Raw genomic sequence first — 15545 nt, 5'->3', positions numbered from 1 at the left:
ACACCCAACCTTTCGACACAAGATAAACCCAAGCCGCGTTCGTCTGTTATCAGAGCTTTTCAGAACACGTCGGTGATTTCGTACAGTACGATCTGGTTCGGTTTCAGTTTAGGCGACGGCAAATCAGGGCTGCAAGCGTTGTTTTTAGGGTGTCCTTTTCTTGATCTCCTTCCATTTTTAAACTCTGCACAGTTCTGCCGTCGCAGACATCAGCGGGTGTTCGACTGGTGATGTTCTCACTGTGTCGATGAATTGCCTGCAGAAGTCCCTGAGACGACCATAACGAGCATTCGCAACACCGGATGCGCTTTGATATGCGGGCTGAAGTGATCAAATGTTCTCAACACAGAACAGTGTCTATTAGGCGCTTTGGATTTTGAACGACCGTCGCACAATTGCAGCAAGAGCGTCACGGGATCATTATTCTTGCTCCAGCGGCAAAAAAATGTCTCATCCTCTGCGGCCTTCAGCGTGGCCGCCGCTAAACATTTGGCCTAAAACCAAATCCGGCACTGGTTCTTTTGGGGTGTTTCGTAATACTAGCGGCGCAATTTGAGCGGTTATTTTGTATGCAGGCCAAAGATCTATACGACGACTATCTTGCACGAAGGCATTTCGGCTCGCTTGACGGGCTCAGGTGTCTTTGCATCGGCGCAGTACTGTGGCACCACAGCCCGCTCTTTGATCCGGGTCAGGAACCTTTACGCCTGTTGGATCGCGGCTTCCTTGGTGTGGACCTGTTCTTCGTGCTCAGTGGGTTCTTGATTACGACACTTCTACTGCGCGAAGAGGCCCGTAAGGGGCAATTTTCTATTGCGGGCTTCTACTGGCGTCGGGCGCTGCGGATCCTGCCGGTCTATTTCCTGATCGTGACAGCCTTATCGATCTATTACATCGCGTTGAAAGGCGAGACCCAATATGTGCCGTTGGTCAAGTTCTACTATTTTTTTATGGCCAATTTCCTGACCGAAGAAATCCCGCTTCTAGCACCAACCTGGTCACTTTCGGTCGAGGAACAATACTACCTGCTCTGGCCGCTGGTCCTGCTTTTGACCCTGCATATGCGCCATATCCGCAGCTGGCTTTTGGCGGCGGCCATCGTATTTTGTGCCTATGCCCAACAATGGGGGATGTGGCCAGGCCCGCTGCGTACCGAGAACGCGGTCTGGGCACTACCGGGGGGAGCTTATGAGGCCATCTTGTTGGGCTCATTTCTGGCTGTATTGTTGAATAATCGTCGTGGCTACATGGTACTGTCACGCGGCCTTGGTGGTCGATGGAGCGCGCTGATCTGGCTCGGTGTCTTGATAGTTGCTCTGGAATTTCTACCCGTAAACCTGACAGGTTGGCCACAGCTTGTTGTGCATCTGATCATGGCGCTCCTGCTGGGGTCTTTGGTCGTGCGGGAGGACAACGCATTGTCCCCTGTTCTGTCACTACCACCCGTCGCGCGGGTAGGTGCGATCAGTTACGGCGTCTACCTGTATCATCTGATCGGGTTGGATTTCACAACCCGCGGCCTGGCATTTCTGGGCGTCTCCGCGGGTGATCCAAGCTGGTCGCTTCTGGTCACTCTGGCTTATATTCCGATCTCCATCGCAATCGCTGAAATAAGCTTCAGAACCTATGAAAACTACTTCCTGTCATTCAAGCGCCGAAAGCCATTCCTCGGCCTGCTACAGAAGCCCTGATTTCTGTAGAAAAAGGGCGGTAGAGGAATGCTCAACCGCCCTGAGGATCTGAGTGGCCGGTTCAGCCAATCATATAGACCAATTCGGCTTCGTTATAGATTTCCGTCGGCAGGGTATCGGAATGCGGATCATGACCATCTGTCAAGGCCGCCCAAAGTGCAGCGCCATGGTCGTCCATATCACCCTCTTCACCAACATAGGACATATTCACGGAGCCCGAGCCCTCTGTCACCGACAGGGTGATCGTATCATTGGTGTAATCGACCACCAGATCGGCGTCATGGTTGCCTGCCAAACCATTGAAATACACGTCGGAGAACTCCCCGATTATCTCATCGACGGACAACAGCTCATATGTGCCGGCGGAAAGGCCAGAGAGGTCCAGATCAAGCGTACCCAGACCAAGGTTCGCGCCCGAAGCGACGTCCGGGTCGTCACCGAAGGCACCTGAGCGGAACTCCCCGATCCCGCCGATGTCGCCATCCTCGGCCGAGAAGGCCAACGTACCATCTTCGGCAAGGCGCAGCACGGCGGTGTCGCCTGTTTCTCCATCGAAACCGACCTTGGCATCGTTGCCTTCAACATGAAGGATCGCACCAGCCTCGACATCGTAATTGGCACCATCTGTGGCCAAAATCGCCTGACCATCCGTGACGGTGGTCTGGGCACTCCCGCTCATATCACCGGTATTGACGAAACGGCCGCCGTCGACATTGAGCACGAGTGTATCGTCGTCGCCATAGCCATTCATCCACAATTGGCCGACATTGGAGACCTGAATCGTGCCGCCATCTTCGCCGACCGTGGTGTCGCCAGTGACAGTCAGCTTGCCATTACCAACGGTCAGCGTACCGCCGTCGCCCAACTCGAGGTTCGCAATGACAGTTGTGCCACCGTAACTGACCCAATTGCCGCCCAGATCGACACTGTCGCCGGCAACGCTGCCAGGCAGGTCTTCGGTCGTCCAGTTGAGCCTGTTGTCCCAGCGGATACCATCCCCCAGATCGCTGGGCACGAACCGCACGGTTTCAGCGATGACGCGCTCCTCGACGGCCAAGCCAAAGCCGGTCTGGAAGAAGTCAATGATCAGGTCGGCGTCCACATAGTGATCAAGTTCGCCGTCGGCCTGAGCCCGCAGAAACGCCACCAGATCCGGAATATCTGCATTCGGATCGCCCAGAAGTTGCTGGGTGAAATTCTGAATCGTGGTCGCGTTAAGAATGTCCGTGTTGAGACCATCAATATTCTGGTCTGGTTGCTCTTCTCTTGAACCATCCCAGTTATATACGATGGTGTCGTCATAGAAAGGGTTCTGGGTGTGACCAACAGCATAGCCTGCCCATTCCTTATAAGCTATCTCTTCCGGATTGTCGGGGTTGGCCAAGTGCGCGATGATATTGTCTATCATCGTTGTATCCAGACCGTTGTTGTGTATCCCTATAGATGGCGCGCCAGTATGTTCTGCCACGTGATAGCCTGCCGAGGTCACGACGTTGTCTGCAAAAAGTGTATAATTGCCAATGTAGCCCGAACCGTTCCAATTGCCCCCGGCAAAGTTGCCTGCCGCGTTGCTGTTTGCGAGGACGTTGTCCTCGATGAAGCCGCCTGAGCGGATCATCATCGCATTGTTTGCCGCATTCATCACAATGTTGTCGCGGAATGTGACATCCAAGTTGTTGTAGTCAATGTAGACACCGTGACTGAACACACTCGGAGGTTGGCCACCAGAGGTCGACAAATTCGGGTCATAGTCTGGAGCAAACCCATTTTGATCAAACAGAGTATTCTGGATGAGCAGACCATCAGTATTGCTCATTAGAATTCCCGTCGCGCCCTCATAGCCAGTCCAAGACCCGCCCTCCAATGGTGACGTAAGATAAACATCTGTGACTGTTGAGTTATTCAGGGTAAATCCAACGGCACCGTCAACCAGCAGAGTATTGCTGTTGAAATCCACATTGTCGAACAACAGGTGAGATCCAGTTAGAGATTGGACCCCACCGGTCACCTCCAGATCGGAGAAGACAATATAGTCGCTTTGTTCGGCAATGATCGAGATGTTGTCATGAAGGGTTGGGCGGTCTCCGTCACCATAAGCGGTAATATGAATCGGATGCAGGGGGCTCTCACCTTGAGTGCCCCATTCGATGATGCTACCCAGCCCATCATACTCATATCCGCGCTCAAACAGGAGCCAGTGCGAGGACGGCTCGGAGCCGGAACCCGTGATCTGACGCCACAGCATCATCCCGGCCTGACTGTCCAGCGCCATACCTTCACTGCCGCCGTATTCAGGATTGTTGACAAGCCATTGCGCCGTAATCTGGTCAGCACGCAGCCCCTCAATGGCGGCGATATCCGAGATGCTCAGCGCATCATTGCTGCCCGAAACATAGACCTCACGGTGATTGTCACCATGCTCGACAACGACATTCCCGTTCTCATCCTGCTCGAGCATGTAGAAGTCACCTTTTCCCCAGCCATCGCCCTGCGTGGTCGGCTGCACGTTCACAGTGCTACCATGCACTTCGGTGGCACCGCCTGCATAAGTGACTTCATAGGTAAAGTTTATCTGACCCGAAAACTCCTGCTCGTGGCTCATCACCAGCGCCAGTGTATTGTCCGGGTTCACGGTCAGGTTCCCGTGATCCGGGCCTTCCAGAATAGAAATACTTTCAACGGATTCGCTATTTTCCACCTGTAGCGTTGTCACTCGACCGCCAGCCACGGAAAAGGCCGAATCCACGTCTACGGGTGGGATTCCGCCACCATCCGAGTTGTCATCCTGATCACCTGGTGTCGGATCAACAGGTGTCGGATCAACATGATCATCCTCAACGGGATCTTCGTTCACCGGCGTCTCATCGACAGGCGTCTCGTCAACGGGTGTCTCATCGACAGGGGGCGGGGTTCCGTCGCCAGGGCTTGCCACATGATCCCCGGTCAGCAGGACGCGGTTACCACCAGTATCGGGGCCAGCCCACTCGAGCATCAGGGTCGCATCGCCATAGGCCTCGAAGTAGAGCGCCTCAAGGCTATGGGTGCCCGCCGACAGCTCGATCGTGGCGGTCTGTAGCTCAGTCGCATGCAGCCCGTCGTTGTCGATCAGGTCCTGACCATTGAGCCGCAGGCTGGAACCGTCATCCGATAGCAAATAGAACGTGTAACTTCCCGCCTGCTCAATATGCAAATCGGTCGTGGCACGCACGGCAAAGACGTCCTCACGGCCGCCCTCCCAGATCTGAGTGCTCCCATCGTAGTTCAGTGCATTGGTGAGCGTCGTTTCATCCGCTGCAGCAGAAAAATCAATCTGCGACAGTCTCGAAGGCCTGAAATCAAGCGCGAAGAAGGCCATGCGGAAGCCTTCCGAGTTGTCATCCTGATCACCTGGTGTCGGATCAACAGGTGTCGGATCAACAGGATCATCCTCAACGGGATCTTCGTTCACCGGCGTCTCATCGACAGGCGTCTCGTCAACGGGTGTCTCATCGACAGGGGGCGGGGTTCCGTCGCCAGGGCTTGCCACATGATCCCCGGTCAGCAGGACGCGGTTACCACCAGTATCGGGGCCAGCCCACTCGAGCATCAGGGTCGCATCGCCATAGGCCTCGAAGTAGAGCGCCTCAAGGCTATGGGTGCCCGCCGACAGCTCGATCGTGGCGGTCTGTAGCTCAGTCGCATGCAGCCCGTCGTTGTCGATCAGGTCCTGACCATTGAGCCGCAGGCTGGAACCGTCATCCGATAGCAAATAGAACGTGTAACTTCCCGCCTGCTCAATATGCAAATCGGTCGTGGCACGCACGGCAAAGACGTCCTCACGGCCGCCCTCCCAGATCTGAGTGCTCCCATCGTAGTTCAGTGCATTGGTGAGCGTCGTTTCATCCGCTGCAGCAGAAAATCAATCTGCGACAGTCTCGAAGGCCTGAATCAAGCGCGAAGAAGGCCATGCGGAAGCCTTCCGAGTTGTCATCCTGATCACCTGGTGTCGGATCAACAGGTTGTCGGATCAACAGGATCATCCTCAACGGGATCTTCGTTCACCGGCGTCTCATCGACAGGCGTCTCGTCAACGGGTGTCTCATCGACAGGGGCGGGGTTCCGTCGCCAGGGCTTGCCACATGATCCCCGGTCAGCAGGACGCGGTTACCACCAGTATCGGGGCCAGCCCACTCGAGCATCAGGGTCGCATCGCCATAGGCCTCGAAGTAGAGCGCCTCAAGGCTATGGGTGCCCGCCGACAGCTCGATCGTGGCGGTCTGTAGCTCAGTCGCATGCAGCCCGTCGTTGTCGATCAGGTCCTGACCATTGAGCCGCAGGCTGGAACCGTCATCCGATAGCAAATAGAACGTGTAACTTCCCGCCTGCTCAATATGCAAATCGGTCGTGGCACGCACGGCAAAGACGTCCTCACGGCCGCCCTCCCAGATCTGAGTGCTCCCATCGTAGTTCAGTGCATTGGTGAGCGTCGTTTCATCCGCTGCAGCAGAAAAATCAATCTGCGACAGTCTCGAAGGCCTGAAATCAAGCGCGAAGAAGGCCATGCGGAAGCCTTCCGAGTTGTCATCCTGATCACCTGGTGTCGGATCAACAGGTGTCGGATCAACAGGATCATCCTCAACGGGATCTTCGTTCACCGGCGTCTCATCGACAGGCGTCTCGTCAACGGGTGTCTCATCGACAGGGGGCGGGGTTCCGTCGCCAGGGCTTGCCACATGATCCCCGGTCAGCAGGACGCGGTTACCACCAGTATCGGGGCCAGCCCACTCGAGCATCAGGGTCGCATCGCCATAGGCCTCGAAGTAGAGCGCCTCAAGGCTATGGGTGCCCGCCGACAGCTCGATCGTGGCGGTCTGTAGCTCAGTCGCATGCAGCCCGTCGTTGTCGATCAGGTCCTGACCATTGAGCCGCAGGCTGGAACCGTCATCCGATAGCAAATAGAACGTGTAACTTCCCGCCTGCTCAATATGCAAATCGGTCGTGGCACGCACGGCAAAGACGTCCTCACGGCCGCCCTCCCAGATCTGAGTGCTCCCATCGTAGTTCAGTGCATTGGTGAGCGTCGTTTCATCCGCTGCAGCAGAAAAATCAATCTGCGACAAACTCTTGGGCATGAAATCAAGCGCGAAGAAGGCCATGCGGAAGCCTTCCAAGGCTGCCAGACGCGAAGACGAAGGATTTTGAGATGCAGGCATATAGGTGATCCAATGACTAGGTCAGAGTGAGTGGCACGATTCCTAGTTGCGTAAAGGCGTCACAATTAAAGAAGTGAGAACTGTGGGTTCTGAACTCATTACAATCCTATTGGCAACATGGTTTTTGTTTACAACCAGTTGGTCATTTTCGGGCCTTGTTTGTGTTTTTTTTGCGAAAGGCCCCGGAGGCGGCGCCCAACTTTGTGAGTGGTATTGAGATTCTCCCTAGCACGTCGGATTCAGACATTCTTTACTGACCAAGCGTTCTGGGCTTCGGTCGGCAGCATTCTGCTGATCAGCGGATATCTGCAGGCATTTAACAGCCGCCTAGGACGGGAGTCGGGGCTCGTTCGCCAAGTGGGTTTAGGCTCGGGTCCACCAAGGCGTGATGCCGGGCACGGAGCAGTGACTGGAAAGGCCATTGCGCCGGAAACTTGACGCCCGGTGAATTTACGGTCCAATTGAATCAAACCTGAAAGATCCCATGAAGTCTTACCCCGAAACGGAGTGAACTTGATCCCGGTCACGTATCAGAAATCTAAATGGATCACTCCTGCGGAACTGATCAAAAGGTAGCGGCCAGACCCAAAAGCCCTTCTGTGGACTTTGCTCCTCAGCCTACTTTAGGTCACAGGACAAGATTAACAAGCTGCACTCTCTACGTTACAAATACAAACGAAAATCAAAGGCTTAAAAAGTGACTTTAAAATTTAGGTGCTCTTTCGACCGTTTTCTTCTTGTCATAAATTGCTCACTCATTCTTTTGATCTCTCTGATCGCTGTATTCTCATTTTTCGTCGGGATATTTTATGACACAGACCACTTTGCTGACACGTTTTTCATACTTGGAGCGGCCTGGCGTATTTTAGAAGGGCTTCGGCCCGTTATTGACTTTGGCCACTTTTACGGCGGCTTCATATCCGAAACACTTAGCTGGACAATGTATGTGTTCGGGACTCATGCTTCAGTGTTTTACCTACATAGTATTTTCTTAGGTTGCGCACTCATCGCATGTGCATTTCTGTTTTCGAGAACTCATATGTCGCCACTTGGTTTCTCTGGCGTGGCATTAGTCATTCTCACTCTATTGCTGACACGATATCCACTGGAGTTTAATGACCAGGTTATCCGGGTAATCTCAACGCATTCCTTTTTTTATAATCGTTTTGCGCAAGCTGCGATGTTTGTTGTGACGTTGTTTGTATTCTTCAAAAACGATCGTAAACGCCGTGAGGTGTTTGGGGGCGGTGTTTCTGGCATGTTGGTGGGCGCTGTCTGCTTGACGAAATCCACGTTTGTGCTCGTTCTGCCCGGTCTTTTCATTGCGCTGTTGATCATGCGGCGTTGGTTTGCAGCAGGCGGTGCGCTAATTGGATTGGGGCTGTTTGTACTTGTGTTTGACCCCAACCTTCAGCGCTTCTTTGGCTCATTGGATTATGCCCTCGCTCATGTGGGCGAGAGCAACGGCATTATGGGGCTCATAAGGAAAAGTGTACAAATCCCACTTTACCAACCGGTTGCCCTTTGCGCGACTTTGTTTGCCGTTGCCCTTTGTGTCAAAGACGCAACAATACGAGTGCCAGTCGCATCAGCTATTATTCTTGCAGGGACAGTCGTCGGCATGACCGCAACCATGGGCGGCAATGGATCTCTCGGCCAGTTGGCCCTGCCTACTTTCATCGCTTTGTGCATTGGATGCGCGGAACTCGCCCGGAAACACTCTGCCGAACACGAACCCGTTATTCGATATATCTCGGTCATCCTCATCCTGGCTTTTGCCACGCCACATGTTGCGAATATGCTTGGCGCTGCGGCGGAGGGATATTCGCGAAAATCGGAACGCCTGATCGAACATGGACCCTATGCGCGGTATTTGAGTGTACCGGAGCAGCAAGGGGAATCGAGCGGTCCTACCCAATATGAAATGCTTGCGGACGGCATCACCGCTTTGCGCGCATTAGGTGAGCCATCTCAATGGGGTGTCGTTGCAGATTCTGGCATTACTTTTGAACACGCACTTCTGGCCAAGCCCGTTGCCGGTTACCCGCTGTGGCAACGGGCTAGCGCGCCGGAGCTCGGCCCAGATCGCGCGTTGAGCGACGATATCGACATTATTCTTCTTGCACGTGGCGAAGCATTCGGAGCCACCTCAATCCTCAGATCAAAAATGACAGATAAATTCACTGTGTGCACCATTTCTAATTATTGGGAGGTATATGCACACCAAAGGCTTGCGCTTACCAATTGCGCAAAAGGCTCTAATTAACTGGTACAAATTTTGCACGGTCATAGAGCAGGAAGCGCATGAAGCCGTACTCATCCTGTGTATAGCGAGGACGGTAAGTTCTCTCCATCAAGTTAAACTGCGTCACGTTTGCGGTAACCGGATCAAAACTTGAAACATCCAGGAAAGCCTCGACACTGAGGCCCGTCTCTTTAGCGTATTGCGCTTTAAGAGAAGCGAAATTCTTTTGCCTCTGCTCCAAATCAGGATCATCAAATTGCAGTCCTAAATGGGCAGTTATATCTTTGGCAGGGGAACCGGAATAGATATGGTTTTCTTCCAGATCTTTGACAGCAACACTACCGGTCATCAGCATTGAGCGTTTAGCAGCTTTAATGGGCCCCGTAATTGAATGTCCGACGAGCCAAACATCATCTTCCAATATAAGCGAACCAGATGAATTCCATCGACAACCTGCTAGCATATCGCCAAATTTCATATGGCTCCAAAGTTGCGAGTGCGCCCCAGCCCCCACGTTGTTCCCAATTCGCGTGAGACCACCCAAAGAGTCGATGATACAATAATGACCGAACCAGCAATTGTGGCCTATACTGGTTTCGATACCATGGATGATACCTCCATGGTGGATAGTTGTGTAATCCCCAATAGTTAGGTGCTCGACATCGATGTATAAATCACGGCCCAGGAAACAGCCAAATCCAATTGAGATGGTTTTGCAGCTCGGGCCGAAAGTGACATTCTCCCCAATTCGTGTCTGCTTACCAATATCGATCTGTGTCTCTGCGTTTTTCTGTGTATAGAGCATGATCTTTTTTGTTTCCCGCACCTGTAAGTTAACTGGCGTGGCAGCCTTAGAAATAGTTTTAGAACTTTGCTTTGCCAAACCCAAAGAGCCTTAAACAACTATAAATCACTGCAGCCGTTAGGCCAATGTTGAGAAACTGAGCAACCTCGGGCCTTAGAAACTGTGTCAATACAAAGATAAATCCAAGCGTAGCGACAAACCCAACACCATAGGCCAGAAGAAAACGGACCAAATCAGATCGGTGGCCTGCGGTACTTTCAAAGGACCAGCGTCGATTGGCCAAATAGCTTATGCCCAAACCAAATACGTAGCATATTGCAGCGGCCCAAACGGGCGGAACTGCGCCCCAGATCAAGACAACGAAAACACAATATACCACCAGATTTGAGCCTATTCCCACAAGACCGTATCGGTAAAGGCTCCTTGGGATCACAGTGTCACACATCCCGCGCACGAGACAGTGCAGTCTCTTCAAGATCCGTGGTCTCCTGGATCAAGATGCGAGGGCGCCCTTGCACCTCTCGGAAAACACGACCCAGATAAAACCCATGTATTCCCAGAGTGGCCAAGATCAGCCCTGATAAGAACCAGATTGACAAGATGGTACTGGTCCAACCCTGGACTGTGAAGCTTCCCGCCAGCCACATCATAAGCAAGACAAAGGAAATCAACGCAGACATTCCGCTTAGGGCACCGCCCAACAGCACACTCAGTTTCAGAGGGCGGTCAGAGAACCGGATCACAATCGCAACAGCTAGGCGCAAAAGCCGGAGAAAATTATAAGAACTGGAACCCTCATGGCGGGTACCCCGGTCGACTTGATGTTTTGTCGTTGGGTACCCTGTGAGGCTCACCATAATGGGCAAGAAAATCTCTTGCTCGGTAAACAGCAATAATGTGTTGACCATACGGCGGCTGTAGATACCGAAGTTGCCGATATTGTCGATCTTGACCCCGGCGAGCCACTTTACGAGCGCATAGAAAGAGTTTGATGCCATCCGCCGGAGCTTTGAGTCCGACCATGTGCCCCGATCCACAATAACGGCTTCCACATCATCTTGCTGCACAAGACGATAAAGCTCTGGGATAACACTGGGATCATCCTGCAAATCGCAGTCAATCACAACGATGAAATCACCGCGCGCAGCTTCCAGCCCCGCCCAGATCGCGAGGTGTTGTCCATGATTGCGCGCCAACCTGATACCTCGGATACGAGGATCTTTTGCAGACAGCTCTTCTATCACCGGCCAAGGTTGATCTGGGCCGCGATCATCAACGAGCACAAGTTCCCAATCAAGACATTCATCTTGGAAAGCCATCTCTACGCGCTTGGCAAGCTCTGTCAGCGTGCTACGGCATCCATATATTGGAGAGATGACACTGATCAACGTCGCCGACGCATCATGGGCTGTTTGAATGCTATTCGTCATGTATTTTCGAGCGCCCTATTCGCGACCTCAATCACCGTCTCTACGTCGCTTCCAAGGTCAAAGAACATCGGCAAACGAACCAAAGTGTCCGAAATCATATTGGTAACACGTAAGTCACCTGATGTACGGCCAAATTTCTGTCCCCCTGGCGAGCTGTGCAGTGGCACGTAGTGAAAAGGCGTGATCACGCCATTCTGCCTCATAAAATTGATGAACTCAGTCCGCGTGTTCAGCGAGTCCATCAAAAGATAAAACATATGCCCGTTGCCTTCGCAATTTAGAGGCGTATCGGGCAATCTGATCTGTCTTTGCGCCACCTGCGCCTCAAATGCCTCGAAATAAGTGTCAAAGACCGATAATCGCCGCGTTCGGATGGCGTCCTGCGTTTCTATTTGCGCGAGCAAAAAGGCCGCTATTAATTCTCCCGGCAGATAGGAAGACCCAACATCCACCCAAGTATATTTGTCGACAGCACCGCGAAAGAACTGCGACCGGTTGGTCCCCTTTTCTCGGATAATCTCGGCACGCTCCACCCAGTCTGGACGATTGATAACCAACGCACCTCCTTCGCCACTGATGACGTTCTTGGTCTCATGAAAACTGAAGGTGGCAGCGTCACCGAAAGTCCCTGCTTGCTGACCATTATAGGTTGACCCAAACGCTTGGGCAGCATCTTCAACCAAAAACAGATCATGAGCCTTTGCTAACGTAACGAGACGCTCTATGTCCGCCGGAAACCCAGCATAATGCACTGCAAAGATAGCCCGCGTCTTCTCTGTGATTGCCGCTTCAACTGCATCGGGGGCCATGCAGAGGGTCGACACATCAATATCTACAAAAACAGGCGTGGCACCGCGCAGGACAACCGCATTGGCTGTTGAGACAAAGGTGAAAGAGGGCATTATGACCTCATCTCCTGGCGCCAAATCACAAAGCATCGCCGCCATTTCAAGTGCAGCCGTGCAAGAATGTGTCAGTAGTACACTTGGCGCACCCAACTGCGCCTTGAGCAAATTGCAACAGCGCTCAGTGTATGTTCCGTCGCCAGCCAATTGCCCCCGTCGCACGGCATCCCGGACATATTTTATTTCATTTCCAACAAGACTCGGTTTGTTGAATGGGACATCTATTTCGTTCATCTTTATCTTCTAAAAATTGTTTTCAGATAGTAACTTTATTATAATACTACGCAAAGTGAATGTCTTTTGCATTGGCCTCTGTTTACCGTTGATAGCTCGTCCATCCAAACCTTGTTTTTCGTAGCTCATGGCTAGGCACTAAATTCCGGCAACATTGTATTGATGTGGAAATTTCGACGAAGCCATTCTCGGCATTGCTTAGGGCTGCCTTCTTATTGTCGACGAACACACTTCAGATACAAGGATCTCGATTGGAGCTAACTCCTTTTTTCGCATGCGAAAGCGAACGTTCTATCAGACTGTAAATAAGGGAAATTGTATGCTGAGCTGTGGAAACATAAGCACTTCGAGACCCTTTGGGCTGAAACGTCTCAAATGCTCCTCTAGTGTTGGTGCGCGCCACGCATTTTCTGAAAATGTGTTAGGCACGCCGTTTAGCGAGCCACTTACGCAGATCTTCCACCAGTCCAGCGTCCAGCCCCTGCCCTTGCAACACGATCCGCCCTCGTTTGGCTTCCAGGTAAACCCCTTTGGCAACTTCTTCACCGCGCGTTTTAGTTTGCGCAGAGCGCACGCCCTGCCCGTTTGACACTTTCGCCAGCGCGCGTTCCAGCGCGCGGCGTTCGGATATCGAGTCCACGGCCGGTGTCTTGCGCAAACTGTCAGTGAGGCGTTTTCCGAACTCTGGCGTTGTTTCGATGGTTTTGACCAGAGCGAGTCCGAGTTTCTCGGGGATGGCCGCCGGGAAGCGCAGATGTGTGCCCAGAGCGTTGTGCAGACGCATGAACGCAAGGATTTTGGACCGCTTAGACGCGCTGGCATGGGCAAAGAGTCCTTGGACGGCAGCTTCCCCTGAAGCATAGACGCCGATGCGTGCGGCCTCCGAGGCCACACGGGCGCGTTCGTAGAACGACAGGTTGGCGCGGATCTCGTTTTCTTCGACCATCGCGACATAAGCGGCATCGGCGCTCTCCGGAGCCCGGATCAGCGCCAGCACAGAGCCCTGCTTTAGAGCTTTTAGCGCTTCCAGCCGGCGCAGACCCGAGATCAGGCCATATCCGCCATCCGGCAGCGCCACGACTTCAATGGGTGTTTGCTGCCCACGCGCCGCCAGGCTGGCCTGAAGGGCCGCCATTTCATCAGGGTCCAACACGATCCGATCGCGCAGCAGATGATCCACCTTGATGTCATCCACTGGCAGAGACTGGATCAAGCGCCCCTCTTCGCGGGCAGCGCGCATTGCCTCAGCAACCTCTTCAAAAGCACCCTGCCCTGCGGCCTCGCGCGTCACATGGGCGATCGGCGCACGTCCGGGTGCGCCAAGGGCCGCTCCATGGGTCCTGATCTCCTGTGCCGGAGACACATTCTCAGGGTTGGCCGGTTCCAATCGTCTGCGTTTGGCCATGCTCTGTCTCCCTGTCTGGTTACTCAGCCGCCGATGTCGCCTGCGCCAGTTCATCACGGCGCCATGCTCCGATGAGAAGTTGCTTGAATGCGGCATAGGTCTCATCGAAGGTTGCCCGTCCGCGGGCATAGGTGTCGCGGTTAAAGTCGCGGTAATCAGCCTCATAGATACCATGCACCTGCTCGCCCGTCTGACCAATCAGAGCAGTGTAATCTTGCCGGAAGGGAGACAGGCGCCGCCCGAGATAGGCCTGCATGAGCCCTGCCATCTCGGCCTGTTGCGAGGCATCGTAACGGGTGATCACAGTCTGCACCGCATCCCACTCAAATCTTAGCTCGGCACGCCCAAGCGCCCGTGCGGCCATGTTTTCACCTTCTTCAATGGACTCAAAAGCAGAGTGCATCATGTCAAAAAACCGCCCCGTGCTGTCAAACTCCACGAAGGAGGCGCCGGTGGGCACGATCAGGATATCCGCTGCCGCCAGGCCGTTAATTGTCAGATAGCCAAGGGCGGGGGGCGTATCGAGCACGATGAGATCATACTGATCCAGCACGCCATCGGCTTCCAGCGCCTCGGTGAGAGCATCCCAAAGCTTCCAGCTGCGAGCGGCAAGACGCCAGACGGGTATTTGGAATTCGGACCAGTAGAGGTTCAACTGCGCACCGATCAGATCAATGTTGGGCCAATGGGTGGGGCGGATGAGATCCACCGAGCTGATGTCCAGTGCTTCTGTCAGTGTTTCATCAAGTGGCAAGGGAGCTTCGCCTCGGTCCAGCCGCCGCTGGTTTTCGCTGCGCAAATGCATCGCATAATGCCGCGCGATCAGTGGGAAGACCGTCTGCCATTCGTCTTCAACTTGTCCGTTAAGAATTGACGTCATCGACCCCTGGCTGTCGAGATCAATCACCAGCACCTTGTAGCCGTCGAGCGCGGCAGACATTGCGAGATGCGCTGCCGTTGAAGTCTTGCCAACCCCGCCTTTGAAATTGGCCACGGCCGCAATCTTGGCGGGCAGGCTCTCCGGACGATAAGGCAGATATTCTTTGGCCTTAGATCCTTCCGCACCAAAATGCGCCCGCAACCGCAAGACCTCATCAAAGGTAAACCACTTCGCGCCACCCTCTGTCTCAGAGCGCCCCTGTGGCAAGTCAGGATGAGTGCGCAACACACGACGGAAATGAGCGGGAGCTACGGGGATCAGATATTTGGTGATTTCCCACGTGGAGAACAGGCGCAAGTTCTTGGCCCCTGTTGCATCCAGCCCTCGGCTTGCAAGATCTGTGCGCCCCTTTAGACAGGCTTCCGCAATCTCTCTGAAGTCTTGAGTAGACACAGAATTTTGCAATGATGACAAAGCTGCATCGGGAGAGATGTTGAAATAGGGCGGGAGGTCTGCTCTGCTCATAAGCCTCTCCATGTATCACGTTTTTTCCAGAATATCAAAAATCATGGTACATGCAAGAAAACATATGCCCTTCCGACTCTTTCTAAGTAATTTCAGAGATTTGCCTTAATGTGAAAAGGTTTGGTGATTTGCTGGTTTGGTCCCTTAAGCTTGTTAATTTTTAGTTATTATATAGTTACGGAATATCTATGTCTTCGGTAACATATTGATATTGAATATATTTTAGGCACCTC

10 protein-coding genes are annotated in these 15545 nt (G+C 53.3%); 2 read left to right on the top strand and 8 right to left on the bottom strand.

Annotated features, from left to right (window positions below; translation table 11 throughout):
- Positions 1 to 569 precede the first annotated feature (569 nt).
- Positions 570 to 1691, top strand: a complete 1122-nt coding sequence (locus tag I5192_RS22110; protein WP_223118734.1) for an acyltransferase — start codon at positions 570 to 572, stop codon at positions 1689 to 1691.
- Between the two features lie 61 nt (positions 1692 to 1752).
- On the opposite strand, the gene I5192_RS22105 is transcribed toward I5192_RS22110, so the two are convergent.
- Positions 1753 to 5550, bottom strand: coding sequence for a PA14 domain-containing protein (locus tag I5192_RS22105; RefSeq protein WP_255612280.1), 3798 nt, complete (start codon positions 5548 to 5550; stop codon positions 1753 to 1755).
- 178 nt (positions 5551 to 5728) lie between these two features.
- On the bottom strand, positions 5729 to 6883 hold the full coding sequence (locus tag I5192_RS22100) for a PA14 domain-containing protein (RefSeq protein WP_223118732.1): 1155 nt from the start codon (positions 6881 to 6883) through the stop codon (positions 5729 to 5731).
- Between the two features lie 763 nt (positions 6884 to 7646).
- Here I5192_RS22100 and I5192_RS22095 point away from each other — a divergent pair.
- The gene (locus I5192_RS22095) at positions 7647 to 9149 is read left to right on the top strand and encodes a hypothetical protein (protein ID WP_170399743.1); all 1503 of its coding nucleotides are present in this window, start codon (positions 7647 to 7649) and stop codon (positions 9147 to 9149) included.
- Here the strand turns inward: I5192_RS22095 and I5192_RS22090 are convergent.
- The 6 genes from I5192_RS22090 to I5192_RS22065 all read right to left on the bottom strand — a co-directional run bounded on the left by I5192_RS22090 (position 9142) and on the right by I5192_RS22065 (position 15312).
- Complete coding sequence (locus tag I5192_RS22090; protein ID WP_170399746.1) at positions 9142 to 10011, bottom strand: hypothetical protein; 870 nt, start codon at positions 10009 to 10011, stop codon at positions 9142 to 9144. The two genes, I5192_RS22095 and I5192_RS22090, sit on opposite strands and share 8 nt — an antisense overlap.
- On the bottom strand, positions 9992 to 10378 hold the full coding sequence (locus I5192_RS22815) for a GtrA family protein (RefSeq protein WP_170598660.1): 387 nt from the start codon (positions 10376 to 10378) through the stop codon (positions 9992 to 9994). The genes I5192_RS22090 and I5192_RS22815 overlap by 20 nt, the downstream gene beginning before the upstream one ends.
- Positions 10371 to 11363, bottom strand: a complete 993-nt coding sequence (locus I5192_RS22080; RefSeq protein ID WP_170399752.1) for a glycosyltransferase family 2 protein — start codon at positions 11361 to 11363, stop codon at positions 10371 to 10373. Before I5192_RS22080 ends, I5192_RS22815 begins: the two co-directional genes overlap by 8 nt.
- Entirely contained in the window at positions 11360 to 12502 is a 1143-nt protein-coding gene (gene rffA, locus I5192_RS22075) for a dTDP-4-amino-4,6-dideoxygalactose transaminase (RefSeq protein WP_223118731.1), read from the bottom strand. The genes I5192_RS22080 and rffA overlap by 4 nt, the downstream gene beginning before the upstream one ends.
- 421 nt (positions 12503 to 12923) lie before the next feature.
- Positions 12924 to 13907 carry a ParB N-terminal domain-containing protein gene (locus tag I5192_RS22070; protein ID WP_170598663.1) on the bottom strand — a complete coding sequence of 328 codons (984 nt, stop codon included), beginning with the start codon at positions 13905 to 13907 and terminating at the stop codon, positions 12924 to 12926.
- Positions 13908 to 13926: 19 nt separating this feature from the next.
- Positions 13927 to 15312: an AAA family ATPase gene (locus I5192_RS22065; protein ID WP_170399758.1), complete on the bottom strand. Its 1386-nt coding sequence runs from the start codon at positions 15310 to 15312 to the stop codon at positions 13927 to 13929.
- Positions 15313 to 15545 lie beyond the last annotated feature (233 nt).

This window comes from Ruegeria sp. SCSIO 43209 (assembly GCF_019904295.1).
Taxonomy (GTDB): domain Bacteria; phylum Pseudomonadota; class Alphaproteobacteria; order Rhodobacterales; family Rhodobacteraceae; genus Ruegeria.
This window is presented reverse-complemented; position numbering and strand designations above follow the sequence as displayed.